The organism is Cyclobacterium xiamenense, assembly GCF_900109255.1.
Lineage (GTDB): Bacteria > Bacteroidota > Bacteroidia > Cytophagales > Cyclobacteriaceae > Cyclobacterium > Cyclobacterium xiamenense.
In genome coordinates this window covers 628,361-646,160 of sequence record NZ_FNZH01000003.1, presented here as the reverse complement: position 1 = coordinate 646,160, position 17,800 = coordinate 628,361, and the positions used below count along the sequence as shown (strand labels likewise).

Sequence of the window (17,800 nt, the reverse complement as noted above, 5' to 3'; positions counted from 1 at the left end):
TTTTTTAGTATATTGTCAAAAGTTCAGGAAACTTAAATGCAGGTATCATGACTGACAATGAAAAGCCTAAAAACAAAGTTATTTTGAAAGAATACGGAAAAAACATCCAGAAATTAGTGGATTACATCAAGACGGTTGCCGACGAAGAAAAACGAACGGAATACGCTTTTGCCCTGGTGGAATTGATGAAACAGCTCAATCCCCAATTAAAAACCGAAAGCGACCAGAAACTCTGGGACGACATGTACATCATGTCTGACTTTGAGTTGGAAGTAAACGGCCCCTTTCCCATGCCCCCAAAGGAGCTTTTGGGGAAAAAACCCCAGCCAATCGGCTATCCAGAAGGGGAAGTCCGATTCAAACATTACGGCAGAAACATCGAAAAGCTTATCGAAAAAGCCATCGAGATCGAAGATGACGACGAACAAGAGGCTGCCCTGATTTATATCGGCCAATTGATGCGTAGTTTTCATTCCACCTGGAATCGGGAAAATTTTGACGATGCCATCATCATTGACGATATCAAAACCCTATCCAAGGGAAAACTTCACATAGACCTTGAAAAGGTAAAGGAGAACGGACTTTTTGAAACCAGCATGCGCAGGGATTTTAAAACGAATGTGGCAACCCCACAGCCCACTTCTACCAGTGCCGGAGGAAGAAGAAACTATACCGGGGGTAAGCGGAGAAACAGCGGCTCGAATAGCAAAAAAAGAAGGAATTAATGGGTTCATTCCGGGTAAAAGGAGGGACGCAACTCAAGGGAGAGATTATTCCTCAGGGTGCTAAAAACGAAGCGCTCCAGATTCTTTGTGCTGTATTGCTTACCTCGGAGGAGGTAATCATCCACAAAATCCCCGCAATTCGGGATGTCAATAAACTGATCGAGCTGCTTTCCGACATGGGGGTTCGGGTGGAAAAAAAAGGCCCTGAAAGCTATTCGTTTACTGCCCGAAACATCAAAATTGCGTATCTAGATACTGAGGAGTACCTTGAAAAAGCCTCCAGTCTTCGCGGCTCTGTTATGCTGCTCGGGCCCCTTCTTGCCCGATTTGGTAAAGGCCGAATCGCCAAACCCGGTGGGGATAAAATTGGCAGAAGAAGAATGGATACGCACTTTACCGGCTTCCAGAAACTGGGAGCGAAATTTCATTACGATGGGAAAAAAGGCATATACAAGATAGACGGAAGCAAACTTACGGGCGCATACATGCTTTTGGACGAAGCATCGGTCACCGGCACCGCCAACATCATCATGGCCGCATCCATGGCGCAGGGCAAAACCACTATTTACAATGCTGCCTGTGAACCGTACATCCAGCAACTGTGCCTGATGATCAACCGCATGGGCGGAAAAATCAGCGGTATAGGATCCAATTTACTGCAGATCGAGGGCGTGGAAAGTCTGAAGGGGACCAGCCATACCCTGCTGCCGGACATGATTGAAATCGGTTCGTTTATTGGCCTGGCTGCCATGACCCAATCCGAAATCACCATCAAAAACGCACGTGTAGATAAACTGGGGCTGATACCCGAGACTTTTCAACGCCTGGGCATCAAACTGGAAATTAAAGGAGACGATATTTACATCCCCTCCCAAAAGCTGTACGAAATCGAAACGTTTATCGATGGATCCATCCTGACGGTTTCCGATGCCATCTGGCCCGGCTTTACGCCTGACTTGTTGAGTATCGTACTTGTGGTGGCCACTCAGGCCAAAGGCACCGTGCTCGTCCATCAAAAAATGTTTGAAAGCCGACTTTTCTTTGTCGACAAATTAATCGATATGGGTGCACAGATCATTTTATGCGACCCACACCGGGCCACCGTTATCGGTCTTGCCCGCAAATATCCCCTCAAAGCTATCCGCATGACTTCCCCCGATATTCGAGCAGGGGTTGCGCTGCTTATCGCCGCCATGTCCTCAGACGGGACATCCGTGATCGATAATGTGGAACAAATCGACCGGGGGTATCAGTACATCGACCAGCGACTCAATGCGCTGGGAGCAGATATCGTACGGTTTGATTGACGGGGTCTAGAACCGGAAACAGGGGATAATCGTGCTTTTCTTGTTGCGGTCTTTGGGATCTCCGTATAAAAATGAATAGCGTATCGAAAATTCATGCGCCCCTGCAGAACTACCCAAACTAAGCTTGGATGCGGTAAAATCAAAGCTGTATCCGATATCAATTCCACTACTCAGCGCCACGCCCAGTAATCCGACAATGGATTCATTGTTTGGCAGGTTGTACTTGACAGGAAAGCCCCTGTACCAAACCCCAAGAATCAAGGGTTCGACAAACAGCTGCGCCCCCACATCCAATTGGTTGAAGGGATCCTGGTGCTTGTAATTGAACGCAAAAAATGCGGAACGCTCCTGGCGCGTGTTGCTGTAGTAATTGTTGATCATTCCCTCACCCAGGCTAAATTTAATACCTCCGTGCGCAGAAAGTTTCATGGGTAATTGGCTGATGTTTCCATCCACAAAGGAGGTATTCGGCTCCGATAAATGGTGTCCGGAAATTCCGAACCACATCATTTGGGTGTGAAACAGCATGCCAAAATTATAATCCACGAAACTGTGTTTGTAATCGGCCGCCATCAATTCCCCGCTAAAATCGTCCACGTATCCCCGGTCAATGTCTAACTGCGACCCAAAAATCAAATCGCCAAAATAAGCATCACGGGTGATGAAACTGGCTTGCCCGCCAAATCGGAGGTAAGAATCCAGGCCCAGGTGAAGCTTGTAGGAATAGGCCAGGCCCACTTCGTTGGTGCTTAGCCTCGACTGGCTCTCTCGGGTAGAATTAACAATCAGCCCGACTCCCGAATTGATGTCAAACATGTAATGGTCGATATAAGCCGAATACGATACAAAGGAATGGTCCAGACCAGGCCATTGGTTTCGGTAATTGGCACCAATGCGCGTCAATTCCGTGGAACCAGCAAAGGCCGGATTCAGGTACAAAGGCGCTGCATAAAACTGGGAATACTGCATGTCCTGAGCCGTCACCAAATTCCAGCTCAGCAGAAAAATCAGTAGGGTTTGTAATTTTTTCATCGTTCCATTTGTTAAGTCATCCTTCTCGCATCATCACTCGTGTCTCTCGTTCCCTCCGCTAGTATATCAATGTAAACACACCCGTTCGCGAGCCGGTCTCTCCATCCACCGCAGTAAAGGTTATCTTGTACACGTAGTTGCCATTGGGACTCAATTTACCGTTCAGTGTTCCATCCCATCCCCCATCTTCCTGACTAAAGGAAGAGTAGACCAGTTCCCCCCATTTATTGAAAACATGCATTTCAAAATCATCTATTCCCCGTAATTTGGGTAGAAAACGATCGTTCAATCCATCCCCATTGGGAGTGAACGCGTTGGGAATCAAAATCCGATAGGAGGAAACCACCTCCACGGTACGCTCGGTCTCCGATACGCAGCCCAGCACATCAAATGTGGTCAGGCGGATGGTATAGGTACCGGGACGGCTGTAGGCATGAATCGGATGTTGCTCGTTGCTTCTCGCACCGTCTCCAAAATCCCATTCCCAGGTAAAGACATTTCCCAGAGTCTGATCCCTAAATTGAACCGGGTCATTGACCAATATTTCCCCCTCCACTCCGGTAGAAAGTACCGTGTATAAAAACGAGGCCTCGGAAAAAGCAAGCGGCATGGTCACTACCTCGGATACTTCTACCGAACAGCCGTTTTCGTCGGTAACCCGTACGCCTATTACCCCATCTTCGAAAAATTGGGTTTCCAAAACGTCGCGATCACCGGTATTCCAGGCAATATCAAAAACCTCTCCGCTTCCTCCCCGAATCTCTATCCAGGCTTCTCCCGTAAGCAATTCCTGCTCACAGTCCACATCAATTCGGGTAAACAATTGCACTTCGAGTGCTGGGGGTTCGGCTATTTCCACCTGCGTTACCTGCGAACAATTATTGGCATCGCTCACCAAAATAGTATAGGTCCCTGCTTCCAGACCATTTCTATTCTGTGTACCCAGTTCCGGAGCATCGGCCCAGGTGATTTGATAAGGCTGAACTCCTCCGGTGATCGCTAAATTGATAAACCCATTGCTATCCCCGTGACAGGCAAGTGTATCCGTCTGGCTGACGGCCACTTCCAGTGGTTCGGGTTCGGCTACGGTATAGGTCGCTCCCGTGGAGCAGCCCATCCGGTCCGTAACCAGTACAGAATACGTACCTGGACCCAAATTACGAAGGTCTTTGCTGCTAGCACCATTCGACCACTGGTACGAATAGGGAGCGGTTCCGCCCCGCACCTCCAACAAGAGGCTTCCATTTTCGTTTCCAAAGCAGGTCACATCCTGAATGGTTTCGTATACGGCAAGAATTTCCGGTTGCCTGATCTGATAGGCCACGGAGGTAACACAGCCGGCCTCATCGGTAATGGAAGCCGTGTAAATCCCAGGTCCCAAGCCGGATAGCGCCAATTGATCGGAAATACCATTGCTCCAGCTTATCTGGTAGGGACCACTGTTTTCCGGGATACGGATGCGGATGGATCCGTCATTTGCTCCAAAACAGGAGATGCTTTGAAGGTCTTCCAGTCCAACCTGCAGATTACGGGAACGAATAATTTCCACACCTTCCCGGACCGTGCAACCCCGGGCGTCCGTCACATCCACAAAATAGCTACCTGGACCTAGGTTTTCCACCGCAGAAGTGGTCGCACCATTGGACCACAAAAAGCTGTAGGGAGCCATTCCTCCGCTGATTGTAACTGCGGCTTCTCCCCGCTCGTCATTTGTGCAGATACCCAATTTACCCGTGATGGACAGGTCCATAGGTAAGGTGGGAGACGGAACCTCAAAGCTTTCTACCACCGAACAGCCTTTCGCATCGCTCACCGTCACCTCATAGGTTCCGGGCTGTAGGTTGAAAATGTCTTTTTCCGTAGCCCCGTGGGACCAGGAATAACTGTAGGGTGCGGTACCTCCCGAAACCTGAAGCTCCAGGCTCATCGCATCATTCAACCCACACAATTCGAAAGATCCGATGCCCTCTACCCGCAAGGCTTCCTCCGGCTCGTTTACCAGAAACGTATAGCTATCAAAACAGGATTGTCCATCGAGAATGAAAGCGGTGTAGGTACCTGCCCGCAGCCCGGCAATGGATGCACCGGTCATCCCGTTGCTCCACTGCACCCTGGGCTCCCCACTTCCTCCAGTGATTACCAAATCAATCGCACCATCAACTCCCATGTAGCAGGAAACATCGGAAACCGAAGCCTGAACGGACACGGGCTCCGGTTCATCGATAAGGATATCCGCAACCCAAATACAGCCCCGGGCGTCCGAAACCTGTACCTGATAGGTGCCTCCCGGTTTGTTGGAAACCATACTCATATTTTCTCCGGAGGACCAGCGGAACGCAAAGGGTGCCGTTCCTCCCGATACCACCAGACTGATACTGCCCGTTTCCTCGCCAAAACAGCGAATGTCCGTAACCAACGGCACCACCGTCAACGGAGTACTGGGCTCCAACACCTCGTACTCCCGTTGTATGCTACAGCCATTTTCGTCCTGTATCCGCGCGCGGTACCTGCCCGCTTCCAGGCCGGTGACTACCGTACCTGCTCCCCGTTGAATTCCCGAGCCTGCTTCCTCCCAAATCACGTCAAACGCCCCAGACCCACCGCTGATATCCAACCGGATCTCACCGTCATTTCCGGCATGACAACTCACTGGAACAATGGATGCCGCCACCAACAGGGCTTCCGGCTGTTGAATCAGCACCTGATCCCGGATGGTACAGCCGTTTGCATCGGTAACAATCACTTCGTAGTTTCCGGGAGCCATGCCCGTTCTGGTGGCAAGGCTGTTGCCGTCCGACCAGCGAAACCTGTAGGGAGCCGTTCCCCCTTGCATGCGCACCTCCACGGAACCGTCGTTTGCCGCATAACAGCTCACGTCCACCGCATCGATGTCCAACTGAAGGGGAAGTGGTTCTTCAACGATAACTTCCTGAACAGGGGAGGCACAACCAAATTGGTCCATGACCATGACCTGATAGGTACCAGCAAAAAGACCGGTGGCCAGCATTCCCGGCAATTGAATGCCATTGATCACCAAATGATAGCCAGCACTGCCGCCAAATCCTTCGGCACTGATTTGTCCATTTTGCGAGCCGGAACAAGAGACATCTTGTACTTGAAAGGTAAACCCTACCGGATCCGGTTCTTCAATCTCGTATTCCTCCACCAACATGCAGCCGTTTTCATCCCGGATTTCAACCTCGTACACGCCGGCCTGCAGGTTGGCAAGGTGCCGGCTCGTACCGATTTCCTGACCGGCCGCATCTGTCCACAGGTACTGAAAGTTTCCCGTTCCCCCGGAAGCCAAAACCGTAAGGGATCCGTCTTCTCCGTCGAAACAACTCACGTTGGCCCGGTTTTCAAGGACTATTTCCAATGCATCAGGCTCTTCCATCACAATGCTGGTTTCCCAGATACAGCCTGCTGCATCGCTAACTTGTATCGAATAGCTTCCCGCACCCACTTCAGGAAACAATTGTTCTCCCGAACTGGAAAGGATATAGGTCTCTCCCGCAAAAATAGCCGTGTAGGGGGCCGTTCCACCACTTACCAACAGGGCGACGCTTCCTGTATCACCGGCACAGGAAAGGTTTTCGGGGTAATCCACTGATCCGCTGAGGGGCGCTGCCGGTTGGGTTACCTCGATGGAAATGTCTTCGGAGCGACAGCTACCATTCATGACAAAGGCCGTGTAAGTACCTGCGCGCAGCCCGTCCACCGTTGTCCCTTGAATTTCCGCTCCATTGAAAAATATTCGGTAACCGGAGCCGGTACCCCCCGAAGGTAAAAGCTCCACCCTGCCGTCGGTCCCGCCAAAACAAGCGACCGGGAAAACGGTAGCGTCCAGGACAACTGGCGCGGGAGCCTCCACTACCAGCAAGTCGGACAAATCCGAGCAGCTGCCATCGGCGATTGAATACCGGTAATAACCGGGACCAACGTCTAAAAGTACGTTTTCGTTTTCCCAGGACGGTATGGGGGAAAAATCGGTTCCATCGGTTGCGAATTCCCAGGAAATGGCATAGGGCCTTGACCCACCGGTAATCTGAAGATCAATCGATGTACGGCCTCCAAAACAGGATATGTTAGGGACAATCGCCGATGCTTGTAGCGGTAAAGGCTGCTGCAGTGTCCGCTGAGGCAAGTCCACGGTACAGCCATTGGCATCCCTAACCAGCGGCAAGTAAGCCGTGTCCGCGTTAAGCCCGTCGAAAAGAAGTGTCTCATTTTCACCGGCGGTGTAGGTACCTCCGTTAAATTCAATGGAATAAGGGGCGGTCCCTCCAGCTAGCGTAAGCGTCATGCTGCCGTCCGCCGCTTCGAAACAGCTCAAGTCCTGCCAGGAATAGTCCACCACCGAAAGCGGTGCCATCGGTTGATCCACTGTAATAAACTGCTCCTGGGAAAGGCATCCGTTGATGTTATCCCGCGCATAGACGGCGTAGGTGCCTGACTGGGCCGTAAACGTATCGCCAAAAATCTGCGCCCCATTAACAAAATACGTAAAACTATCTTTACCGGGGGCACTGGCGGAAAGCGTTACGACTGTGGTCGCTCCATAACATCCAATATCTCCTGCGTCGAATGATAGACTGACTGGTGCCGCATCCGCAATGTCAACGGTTTCGCTAAGCTCCAAACAGGAAAGGGCATCTGTCACCGTATACCGATAGGTTCCGGCCGGTATTCCGGTAAGGCTGTAGCCAGTCGCCGGAAGCGTTTCCCAGCTATTCCCGGTCGAATTGAAAGCTTCCCAGGTAATCTCATGTGGCAGGGAACCTCCGGTTACCGTAAGCTCCAGAGAAGTAGTTCCCCCTTCGCAAAGCACCTGGCCAGCTTCCAGGTCCGCAGTCAATGCATCGGGTTCCTCCACGGTATACGTTCCGGAAACGACACAATTATCGTTCTGATCCCATACCTCCAGGGTATAATCGCCGGCAGACAAACCGGTGAATTCATAGGGAGTCGCTGCTGCCATGCCGGACAATGCCTGGGCTGCACCTGCTTCGGGTACCAATACGGCCCGGTAATCCGGTCTTCCACCCGAAAAGGCGAAACGCAGGGAACCGGAAGCCTCCCCATGACAGGCCACTGGAGAGATATCGACCTGGTCAAAGGCCAACGGTCGGTCGGGCTGCGCAATCTCGATAAGTTGAACTCCGGATTGACAGCCACGGCTATCCTGAATCCAAACCTGATACCCACCCGGTAGCAAGTTGAAAAAAGCGGTCTGGTTTCCTTGATTGACTCCATTCACCCAAACCGAGAAGGTTCTTCCCGCCTGAACCTCTGGATTCTCAATTTCCAGTAGGCCGTCGCCCGCGCCAAAGCAGGAAATATCCTGGAAGCTGGTCGAAAACGACGGTTGAATAACCGGGTTAATCGTAAAATCTCCCTCAATAACCGGGCAGGAAGGATCGGTCAACCTCCAGGTATAGGTGCCGGGAGAAAGGTCATCAAAGGTATAGGTACCGGAAACCTCATCCCCATACGATTGGGAATAGCCGTTGTTCGCAGAAAGCGTCAATTCTTTTCCCGGATTTCCTCCGGAAAAGGTAATCGAAAAAACACCCAGGTCTTCCGCACACTCGGGTTGATCCAGGTCTACGGTATGGGCAATCGGTTGTGGGCTGGTGATTTCATAGTCCGGAGAGGTGACAATACACCCTCCTGCATACACCAATTCCATAAAATAGGTGCCGGCGATCAGGTTATTCAAGTCGGCTGTAGCAACGGGACTTTTTCCTCCCAAGGCTGTCTTTCGGTACCATTGCAGGGAATAACCGCCGGAACCGCCGGAAATCGCAAAAGAAATAGCCCCGTCGTCCGCTCCAAAACAGGAAACATGGCGAGTGATTTCCGCATCAATTACCGGCGGATTGGGCTCATCGATGGTGATGGTTTCCACATCCTCACAACCCGAGGCATCGGTAACGCGCACCTCGTAGTCACCTGCCGGTAATCCCGCTAGAATTGCACTTGACGCCACTTCCCAAATCCCCCCGTTTCGTACAAAATAACTGTATCCGGGTACCCCTCCCGTAGCAGAAAAAAATAAAATCCCGTTCTCACCCGGACAGGCAGCGTTCTGGGAATTGGTCACCAATTGCAGCGGGCTGGAAGGTCCTGGCACCAGAACCGTACGGGTGACCATACAACCTGCACCGGTACCATACTCCACCCGATAATACCCGGGAGACAATCCATCTACCTGGTTGACATTTTCTGCCACCACGGTTTCGGTGGCCAATTCCACCCAGCGGCTGGTCGAGGTAAGCGGGTTGCCCCCGCTTAATGCCACCTCAATGCCACCGTCCGCCAATCCGCAACTGGGCTCGTCCACCCGGACCAGATCGATCGCCAACTCATCGGGCTGTGTAATGGATATATTTTCTAGCCGGAAGCTGCATCCATTCGCATCTCTCACCGTCACACCGTAGGTGCCCTCACCGAGATTGCTCGGGTTTTGGTTGATAAACCCATGGTCCCAATCAAAGAAATATACGCCCGTTCCGCCGGTTACTTCCAAGGTAATCCGCCCATCGTTTCTTCCAAAACAGGAAACATCTGTTCTTTCGATCAACTGCACATTCAAAGGCGGAGGCGCCTGGAGGTCAACCTCCAGGGTACTTACACAGGAATTTGCATCCCTTACCAGGGCCCGATAGGTGCCCGAACCAATACCGGATAAGGTCAGCGATGAACCTGGATGTGCAACGAATACCCCGGGAGAAATTTCCTTTTCCCAGGATATCAGGTATCCAGGCATTCCGCCCCCTACCTGAATTTCAATGCGCCCATCCTCGGAATCGTGACAGGATGGTGCGACTTGGGTCAAAAGATTTACCGTCAAGGCGGAAGCGGGTTCGCGTATCAAAATATCTGCCAACTCCTCCCAGCAGCCGTTTTCATCCGTTACGCGAACCCGGTACAAGCCTGCTGCGAGATCGTCGGGGTTTTGCTGATCCGAGGTGTAGCCATTGGGGCCCGACCAGGAAAAGGTATAGGCTCCCGTACCGCCTTGCGCCTCCACGGCGATGGATCCGGTGCTTTCCCCATAGCAGGCTACATCCACCGGATCCCCATCCAGAGCCAGCTGTAGCGCCGGAGTAGGCGGAATGGTATAGATTTCTGAAAGGATGCAAGACGGATTTGCAAGATCCGTAATGTTCAATTGGTACTCACCCGGCCCCTGATTGGCCAGGTCTTCGGTAGTGGCAATGACGGTGGATGGATTGGAGGTACGCCGCCACTCGAAGGAAAAACTCCCGGATCCGCCTGCGACGTCCAGCGATATGGATCCATTCCCCTGACCAAAGCAGGTTTCGGCGAGTACCGATACGTTCGAAACTTGAATCAATGGAGGCGAAGCAATATCGAAATTTATATTTGGAACCGCGCAGCCCCGGGCATCAGTCAGGCTGATAAAATAATTCATGCCCGCTGGCAATCCCGTAATTTCAATCTGAGAGCCAGAAGTCGATTGAGCCGTTCCCCCATTTAATGCATAAGTATAAGGAGCCGTCCCGCCACTTACAGGGAAGGAAATCCGTCCATCACTACTTCCGAAACAACGAACATCTTCAATCACCGGCGAGCCTGTTTGAAGTGGCGCCGGTTCGTCTACCTCGTAATCCTGGTAGACAGCGCAGGCATTCGCGTCGCTCACCTGCAATCGGTACCGGCCACCGGAAAGGTTTACCAACGAGAGTCCATTTTCTCCGGGAAGGTTTTCAAAGGTCCCGCTGATTTCTTGTTGCCATTGGTACAGGTACGGACCCGTTCCTCCAGCTACTGCAAGCCCGGAAATGGATCCGTCACCGAACCCCGCACAACTTACCGGTCTGATCAGCAAATCATCCTCATCGATCAGCAGCGCGTCCGGCTGTCCGATGGTGACAAAATCGGTAATCGAGCAGGCTCCCGAATAGCTGATCCGAACTTCGTACTGATCGGCAGTAAGTCCACTAAACATCAGATCATTGCCCGTTTGGGTGATGCCATCGACCGTAACCTGAAAGGTAATGGAGGACTCATGGATCTGCACCCGTATACTTCCATCCGCCGCCCCAAAACAGGTCGGTTCCGTGAGCGAATAGCTGACATCCGGCGCATCGGGCACCGGAACATCCACGTAAAAAACCTGCTCACAACCCTCTTCGTCGCGAACCATTACCGAATTTGTGCCTGCCGGAAGCTCCGTGGCTTCGGGACCGGTCTCTCCGTTACTCCATTCAATGCTGTAGTTTCCCCACCCTCCCTGCACGTCAGAAAGCCTGGCGGAGCCATCGTTGGCTCCCACACAAGTCAGTCCAGAAACGAGTGCGATGGTTCCGCTTATCACTTCCGAAGGGCCATCTACGGTCACCGGCAGATCCACAAAGCAACCCCTGCTGTCCGAAACGCGGACCGAGTAAGTCCCCGGGGCAAGGCCGGTAGCTGTCCGGCCCGTTTGTCCGTCGCTCCACGAATAACTGTAGCCGCCCCAACCACCGGAACGACTAACGGTGGCAGTTCCGTTTTGTTCACCAAAACAGATTTCCGGTGTGCTGCTGACAGTAGCCGTCAAAGGAGCCACAGGCGCATCGATGGTCACCCCGTAGGTAAGCGTACATTCCGGATAATCCGTGCCTCCGTGCCGTACGATAACGGTATAATCTCCCGCAGAAAATCCGGAAAAATCAGCCGCTCCGGTAAGTGCCCCGATCGAAACTACTTCGTTGGTACGAACCGGCTGGTTTGCCGCGTCCAGTATATCGACAGTAAGCTGGTTGGGTGGAAAGGCAAACCCCATAAATAAGCGTTCGGCTTCCAAATGGATGACCCCATCGGAAGCACCAAAACAACCGACGGAAGAAGCGCCGAGGGTAACATCCAGAAGTTGCTCGTTTGCAATGGTGAAAACCAGCTCTTCCGGGCAGTCTTCCAAGCGGAAATCATCCCTGATTTCAAGTACATAGTCGCCCGCAACTAGCTGATCGTACCGAATTTCACCAGAATTGGCAGTAAGCCAGGCAGTTTCGTAACTTCCATTGGCTCGGCGGATCCGAAAAGTAACGTCTCCTGCATAGTCCGAAACATCAAAGCGAATACCTCCGTTAGCAACGCAGGTTTCGGGCGTTGTGCCGGTCCCCGCCGCCGGTGCTATCTGCAAGGGATCTACTTCCTCTATGGTCACGTTGGTCAATTCCTTGCAACCCGAGGCGTCAATCACTTCCACCAGGTACTCTCCGGCCGGAACGCCGTTTAGGTCCAGGTTTCGTCCGTTCAAGACCGTGGTCAATACGACTACCTGATTTTCGTCAAAGAAATTGACGGTAAATGGCGCGATCCCATTTTCGATGGTTCCATATACCTGGCCAAAGGTTTCGCCCTCGCACTCTTGGTTTTCTTCGTAGAGAATGTTTAGTATAAAATTCGTGCTTCCGGAAAAATTAATGACTTCTGTGTAGGTGTTTCCATCACTGTCGGTTACGTTCAGGGTATAGTCCCCTCCCTGGGCCTGCTCAATGGTACTCATCTCGCTTTCCCCTAAATCCACATCGGTCTGGATCACGTTGCCTCCGTAACTCCATACATAGGTGTAGGGAGCCACTCCGTTGCGTACCCGGATAGACGCCATTTTTTCACATTCGGAAAACTGGAAGACATCCCGGATAATCGGGGCGGCTCCCGCTTCGCTGATTCCTGAAAGCCAAAACAAGCTCAAACAGAACCAAACAACGCTATGTGGGATACGGGTCACCATATTAAAATACCTCGCATTTGGCAGGCGTCCGCAGTCCAATCGCAAGGCTTTTTTGAGCAGCAAACCCGTATCGGTACCTGTAACCATCCCGCATCACTTTTACTCCGTGTAATTTGTCGTTTACTTTATCTAAAAAGTATTTTATTTTTTGATAATAAGTAATATTCGTTTTACATATACTAAAACATATATTGTAAAATATAATTACTTTAAGTAATAAATAGAATAATTTGATAGCAACAAAGGAGTTGTGAAAAAAATGTAAAAGCTGATAGTCAGCAGGATAAGCGGGATTTTCGACAAAAAATCAACAGTCGCTTTTATGGTGCGAGCAACTGCAAAAAAGTCAATGAAAACGGCAGCAGGCAACGTCTTATGGAGAAGAATCCCTAACAAAATTATTTTTCAGTGGCAGCTATTTTTTCCAGAAGTTCTGCATACCAGGCTTCTCCGTATTTACGCAGCAGCGCATCTTTTAAAAACTGGTATAGAGGAACCCCCAGGGATTTTCCCAGGCTACATGCCGGATCGCAAATATGCCATCGGTCGTAGTTCAGGGCATCGTAGGCATCGTATTTGGTGATTCGAATGGGATAAAGGTGGCAACTAATTGGCTTTCTGAAATTGGACTTGCCCTCGCTCCATGCCTGCTCAATCCCGCACTTCAATACGCCCTTTTTATCGCGAATGGCAAAGGCGCAAGCTCCGTTCTTTCCCACGGTGGTGGTCCCTTTTTCGTTTTCCTGATCAATTACCCAGGTACCCTTTTCTTCAATCGCTTTCCTTCCTTCCTCGGTCAGAAAAGGAGCTATGGCTGGCATTTCTCTTTCCAGAGTCTCCGTCTCTTCGTCCGTTAGCGGAGCTCCGGCATCGCCTTCCACACAACAGGCACCTTTGCATGCCTCCAGGTCACACACAAAGAGATGATCTTTGATATCGTCACTGATGACGGCGTTTCCAACTATGATCATGGCTAGATTTTTTTTTACAAAGATACCGATTTCGGGAAGGGAAAAAAACGAAACGCAGCATACCGAAGTATCAAGCCGGAGTTGAACAAAAATGCCGCCTCCAATGGAGGCGGCATAACCCAGCACTATGAAGAAAAGCTCGTAAAAGCCTTACATGAAAATAAACAGCAAGCAGCGTAAAATGTTTGAAGATTTTTTTATAAACCCGAAAAAAATTCGCTTACAGCCACCTATACCCGGCGCCCCGGTGCCCTTTACTGCTATCGTTTTTTTGGTGCGGTAGGCACTCCCAGGCTCGGTATTGGTGCCAGGATGGTGCCGGCACTGCATCTCAAGTGCCCCAAATTTGCTCGGTTAGGGGCAAGTCTACCCTGCTTTCTTGCCGGCTTGGGAGTACTGTGGGTAATCGGTGGCTTGCGTAGGTATGGGCGATCCAAGGCTCGCCACTGTCAAGAAAAGAAGCGTCTATTGGGATAAATGTCTTTATTTCGTTTATTTTTGCAGGGTGCAGGCCGGTTTGTCGCTGCTCCCTGCTTTGTCGGGGAGAAGAGGAAAGTCCGGGCAACGCAGAGCGCCATACTTCCTAACGGGAAGGTGCCTGCTTAGGAATGAGCAGGCAACAGACAGTGCCACAGAAAATATACCGTCCTCGAACCGGAAATCGGTTCTTGGATAAGGGTGAAATGGTGGAGTAAGAGCCCACCGGGTGAGGGGTGACCGTCACCGCATGGCAAACCTTATGGGTTGAAAGACCAAATAGGCTCCGGTCCAAGGGCTGCTCGTCCAATCCCGGTCAACGGGAAACCGGAGTGGGTAGGTCGTTTGATCTTTTCTGTGAAGAAAAGGCTAGATAAATGACAAACACTTTGAAAAAAGTACAGAACCCGGCTTACAGGCCTGCACATTTTTACGGATAAAAAAAACAACGGTATATGCCCAAGATTTTGATTATTGATGACGAAAAAGTTATCCGGTCCACGCTAAAAGAAATTCTGGAATACGAAAAATACGAGATCTTTGAAGCCCAGGATGGGGCAAAAGGGCTGGAAATGATCCAAAACGAGGAGTTTGACCTGGTTCTGTGCGATATCAAAATGCCGAAAATGGATGGAATCGAGGTGTTGACGAAGGCAGCCGAGATGCAAAAACAGCCTCAGTTCATCATGATATCTGCCCATGGCACCATCGAAACGGCAGTGGAGGCCACCAAAAAAGGGGCATTTGACTTCATCCCGAAACCACCGGACCTTAACCGACTATTACTTACGGTCAGGAATGCGCTGGATAAAAAGCACCTGGTTCAGGAAACGACGGTCCTGAAGAAAAAGCTTTCGAAAAAACTGGATATGGTAGGAGAATCGCAGGCGATCACCATCGTAAAAGAAACCATCGAAAAGGTCGCCCCTACGGATGCCCGGGTATTAATCACCGGGCCAAATGGTACCGGAAAAGAACTGGTAGCTCACTGGATTCACCAAAAAAGCAACCGCTCGTCCGCTCCCTTCGTTGCGGTCAACTGTGCGGCAATACCCTCAGAACTCATCGAAAGTGAGCTTTTTGGCCACGAAAAAGGAGCCTTCACTTCCGCGATGAAACAACGGCAGGGGAAGTTTGAACAGGCACACGGAGGCACCTTGTTTTTGGACGAAATCGGAGACATGAGCCTTTCCGCCCAGGCAAAGGTCTTGCGCGCCTTGCAGGAACACAAAGTCAGCCGGGTAGGCGGCGATAAGGAAATAAAGGTAGACGTACGGGTGTTGGCAGCCACCAACAAGGACCTAAAGAAAGAAATTGCTGAAAATAAATTCAGAGAGGACCTGTATCACCGGATAAGTGTCATCCTCATACAAGTACCTCCCCTTAAAGAGCGGGCCGAAGACATCCCCCTTTTGGTAGACAAGTTTTTGACAGAGATTGCAGGCGAATACGGCACCAGCAAAAAGGTGATTGATACCGCTGCACTGAATAAACTACAGGAATTTCCCTGGACGGGGAACATCCGTGAGCTGCGAAACGTGATTGAAAGGCTGGTAATTCTGGGCGGAAAAAACATATCCGCCGATGACATAAAAAAGTATGCGAATTACTAAGCCGTCTAATCAGCCGTTCACTTCCACATCGGATGTCCAAGCATAGGCTGGGCAAGGCTTGCTGGAAGCGCAGGAAGACATCACCAAAACCACTCCTACTAATAAAATAATCAACGCTGTTTTCATCTTCAACCAATTTATGGCCAAATATGTGTAATAAGTCCTGAAATACAAAATTAATTGATCAATAAATTACAGCCCCGCACCTCGCTGTTATCCATTCGTCCCAACACCGTGAAGCTCCCGTCTGCGTTTTTTTTTCCCAAATCCTCTGTTTCCAGGAATGCGCAGGAATGAAAATTTGCCAGGTCAATGATATTAATCGCCCCGGACTTTCCCACAACACAGGCAAAGGGATCGTAGGTATCCCGAATAACAATCCGCATGGTCCAGGGCTCCCTAAACGTACCCTCTCCGGTAGAATAGGCCTGCGAGAGTAATTCGGTCATTCCATACTCCGAATGTATCCGGTCAACACCAAAAGCCCGGGTCAGCACATCGTGTACCTCTTCCCGAATCATTTCCTTTCTCCTACCCTTCATGCCACCGGTTTCCATCACAAGCAGCCGCTCAAATCCGCTACATGTGAACTGCTCTGCAAGGTCTAGTAAGGCAAATGTCACGCCCAACAAAAGGATCTTTTTTGGACTTTCTTTGAGGGCCAGTAGTTTTTTGTACAATAAATCGTACTCATTCAAGTAAAACCCGGAATGAGGCGACCCGCTTTCCTGAATAAAATGGGCTGCCATAGCGACCAGGGAACTCCCCTCCCGCTCCAGATAGGAGGGTAACAGCGCCAGCACATGGAAATCCCGCAGCGAACCGTAAACGGACTCAAATAAGAGACGGCTGTGCCGCAAGTAAAACTCTTTTGACCAGATGTAGTGCCGGCTGGTCTGCATGCCCGTTGTGCCGCTACTGCTGTAGCTGTAGGCGAAGGCCTCTTCGGGTCCGGAAATAATTTTTTCTGTTTTAAAAAATGAAATGGGTAAAAAAGGAATGTCTTCCAACCGGGTTATGGCCTCGCTGTGTAGGTTTCTGGCTTCAAGGTAGCGACGGTACACCGGGTTGTTACGGGACTGAAAATGAAACAGGTCCAGCGCGAGGGCATCAAAATCCCGAATTTTACCGGAAAATATTTTTTCGCTAAAACTTTTAAAATAATTCATCGTTATTTTATGGTAAAACCCAAAATTTGATCATTTTTACATCGTGCTGCCGGACATGTAAACTTACGGATTACCCATGAAGTTAAAAAATAACATTTACTACCTTCTTTTAATCCTCGCTGCCGGAATGGGCTGCATTTCTCCTCCGGAAGATTTCCCGACTGTCCCTCAGATTGAATTCAATACTATGGAATTTGTGCAGACGCCTGGAGCGGATTCCCTGATTCTTTCGATCCAATTTCGAGATGCAGAGGGTGATTTGGGATTGAATGCCCGGGATATCTTTCCCCCTTTCAACGAATTAAACTACATCACCGATGCCAGTGGAAATTTCATCACCTACAGCAACCGCCCGGAAGATGCCCCGGATTTTAACAACCGGGACTGGGTGATTTTCCCTTTGATTAATAACGTAGAAATTCCAGATACCTTGTGGGTATCCGAAAACCCGGATCATTACAATATTTTTGTGGATTTTTTCATCAAACGCGGGGGAAATTACACCGAGTTTGACTGGTCCGCCCCCCCCTACTTCACCACTTTTGACGGACGATTTCCGCGGATGCTTGAAGAAGAGCGTCCCCGCTCCATAGAGGGTCAAATACGGTATTCCATGCTTTCTCTTGGATGGAACAGTATCTTTCGGACAGATACCATCCGTTTAGAGATTCAAATTCAAGACCGCGCACTGAACAGAAGTAACGTAGTGAGTAGCCCGGATTTTACGCTTTCTCAGATTGAGAGGTAGCCGGAAATCG

The 17,800-nt window shown here is 50.4% G+C and carries 8 protein-coding genes and 1 other RNA gene; 5 read left to right on the top strand and 4 right to left on the bottom strand.

What is annotated here, in order from left to right; all coding sequences use genetic code 11:
* Positions 1-47: 47 nt before the first annotated feature.
* Entirely contained in the window at positions 48-725 is a 678-nt protein-coding gene (locus BMW71_RS12285) for a DUF4290 domain-containing protein (protein WP_092174217.1), read from the top strand.
* Entirely contained in the window at positions 725-2,032 is a 1,308-nt protein-coding gene (murA, locus tag BMW71_RS12280) for a UDP-N-acetylglucosamine 1-carboxyvinyltransferase (RefSeq protein ID WP_092174214.1), read from the top strand. The genes BMW71_RS12285 and murA overlap by 1 nt, the downstream gene beginning before the upstream one ends.
* A 6-nt stretch (positions 2,033-2,038) precedes the next feature.
* Here murA and BMW71_RS12275 read toward each other — a convergent pair whose 3' ends face one another.
* From BMW71_RS12275 to BMW71_RS12265, 3 genes are all read right to left on the bottom strand, one after another.
* On the bottom strand, positions 2,039-3,064 hold the full coding sequence (locus BMW71_RS12275) for a PorP/SprF family type IX secretion system membrane protein (protein WP_092174211.1): 1,026 nt from the start codon (positions 3,062-3,064) through the stop codon (positions 2,039-2,041).
* A 58-nt stretch (positions 3,065-3,122) separates the two neighbouring features.
* Entirely contained in the window at positions 3,123-12,899 is a 9,777-nt protein-coding gene (locus tag BMW71_RS12270; RefSeq protein WP_092174208.1) for a T9SS type B sorting domain-containing protein, read from the bottom strand.
* 311 nt (positions 12,900-13,210) lie between these two features.
* Positions 13,211-13,783, bottom strand: a complete 573-nt coding sequence (locus BMW71_RS12265) for a DUF3109 family protein (RefSeq protein ID WP_092174888.1) — start codon at positions 13,781-13,783, stop codon at positions 13,211-13,213.
* A 504-nt stretch (positions 13,784-14,287) separates the two neighbouring features.
* Between BMW71_RS12265 and rnpB the strand changes: the two genes are divergently transcribed.
* An RNA gene (gene rnpB, locus BMW71_RS12255) (RNase P RNA component class A) lies at positions 14,288-14,691 on the top strand.
* Positions 14,692-14,715: 24 nt separating this feature from the next.
* A complete protein-coding gene (locus BMW71_RS12250) occupies positions 14,716-15,873 on the top strand; it encodes a sigma-54-dependent transcriptional regulator (protein WP_092174202.1) in 1,158 nt (385 codons plus the stop codon).
* A gap of 176 nt (positions 15,874-16,049) precedes the next feature.
* Here the strand turns inward: BMW71_RS12250 and BMW71_RS12245 are convergent, their stop codons facing one another.
* The gene (locus BMW71_RS12245; protein WP_092174199.1) at positions 16,050-17,042 is read right to left on the bottom strand and encodes a LuxE/PaaK family acyltransferase; all 993 of its coding nucleotides are present in this window, start codon (positions 17,040-17,042) and stop codon (positions 16,050-16,052) included.
* A gap of 76 nt (positions 17,043-17,118) precedes the next feature.
* On the opposite strand from BMW71_RS12245, the gene BMW71_RS12240 reads away from it, so the two are divergent.
* Positions 17,119-17,790: a hypothetical protein gene (locus BMW71_RS12240; RefSeq protein WP_092174196.1), complete on the top strand. Its 672-nt coding sequence runs from the start codon at positions 17,119-17,121 to the stop codon at positions 17,788-17,790.
* The last annotated feature ends 10 nt before the right edge of the window (positions 17,791-17,800 follow it).

What these genes read in the sequence shown, in the direction of transcription:
- BMW71_RS12285 (WP_092174217.1), top strand. Translation starts at nt 48, where the DNA reads ATGACTGACAATGAAAAGCCTAAAAACAAAGTTATTTTGAAAGAATAC.
- murA (WP_092174214.1), top strand. Translation starts at nt 725, where the DNA reads ATGGGTTCATTCCGGGTAAAAGGAGGGACGCAACTCAAGGGAGAGATT.
- BMW71_RS12275 (WP_092174211.1), bottom strand. Translation starts at nt 3,064, where the DNA reads ATGAAAAAATTACAAACCCTACTGATTTTTCTGCTGAGCTGGAATTTG.
- BMW71_RS12270 (WP_092174208.1), bottom strand. Translation starts at nt 12,899, where the DNA reads ATGGTTACAGGTACCGATACGGGTTTGCTGCTCAAAAAAGCCTTGCGA.
- BMW71_RS12265 (WP_092174888.1), bottom strand. Translation starts at nt 13,783, where the DNA reads ATGATCATAGTTGGAAACGCCGTCATCAGTGACGATATCAAAGATCAT.
- BMW71_RS12250 (WP_092174202.1), top strand. Translation starts at nt 14,716, where the DNA reads ATGCCCAAGATTTTGATTATTGATGACGAAAAAGTTATCCGGTCCACG.
- BMW71_RS12245 (WP_092174199.1), bottom strand. Translation starts at nt 17,042, where the DNA reads ATGAATTATTTTAAAAGTTTTAGCGAAAAAATATTTTCCGGTAAAATT.
- BMW71_RS12240 (WP_092174196.1), top strand. Translation starts at nt 17,119, where the DNA reads ATGAAGTTAAAAAATAACATTTACTACCTTCTTTTAATCCTCGCTGCC.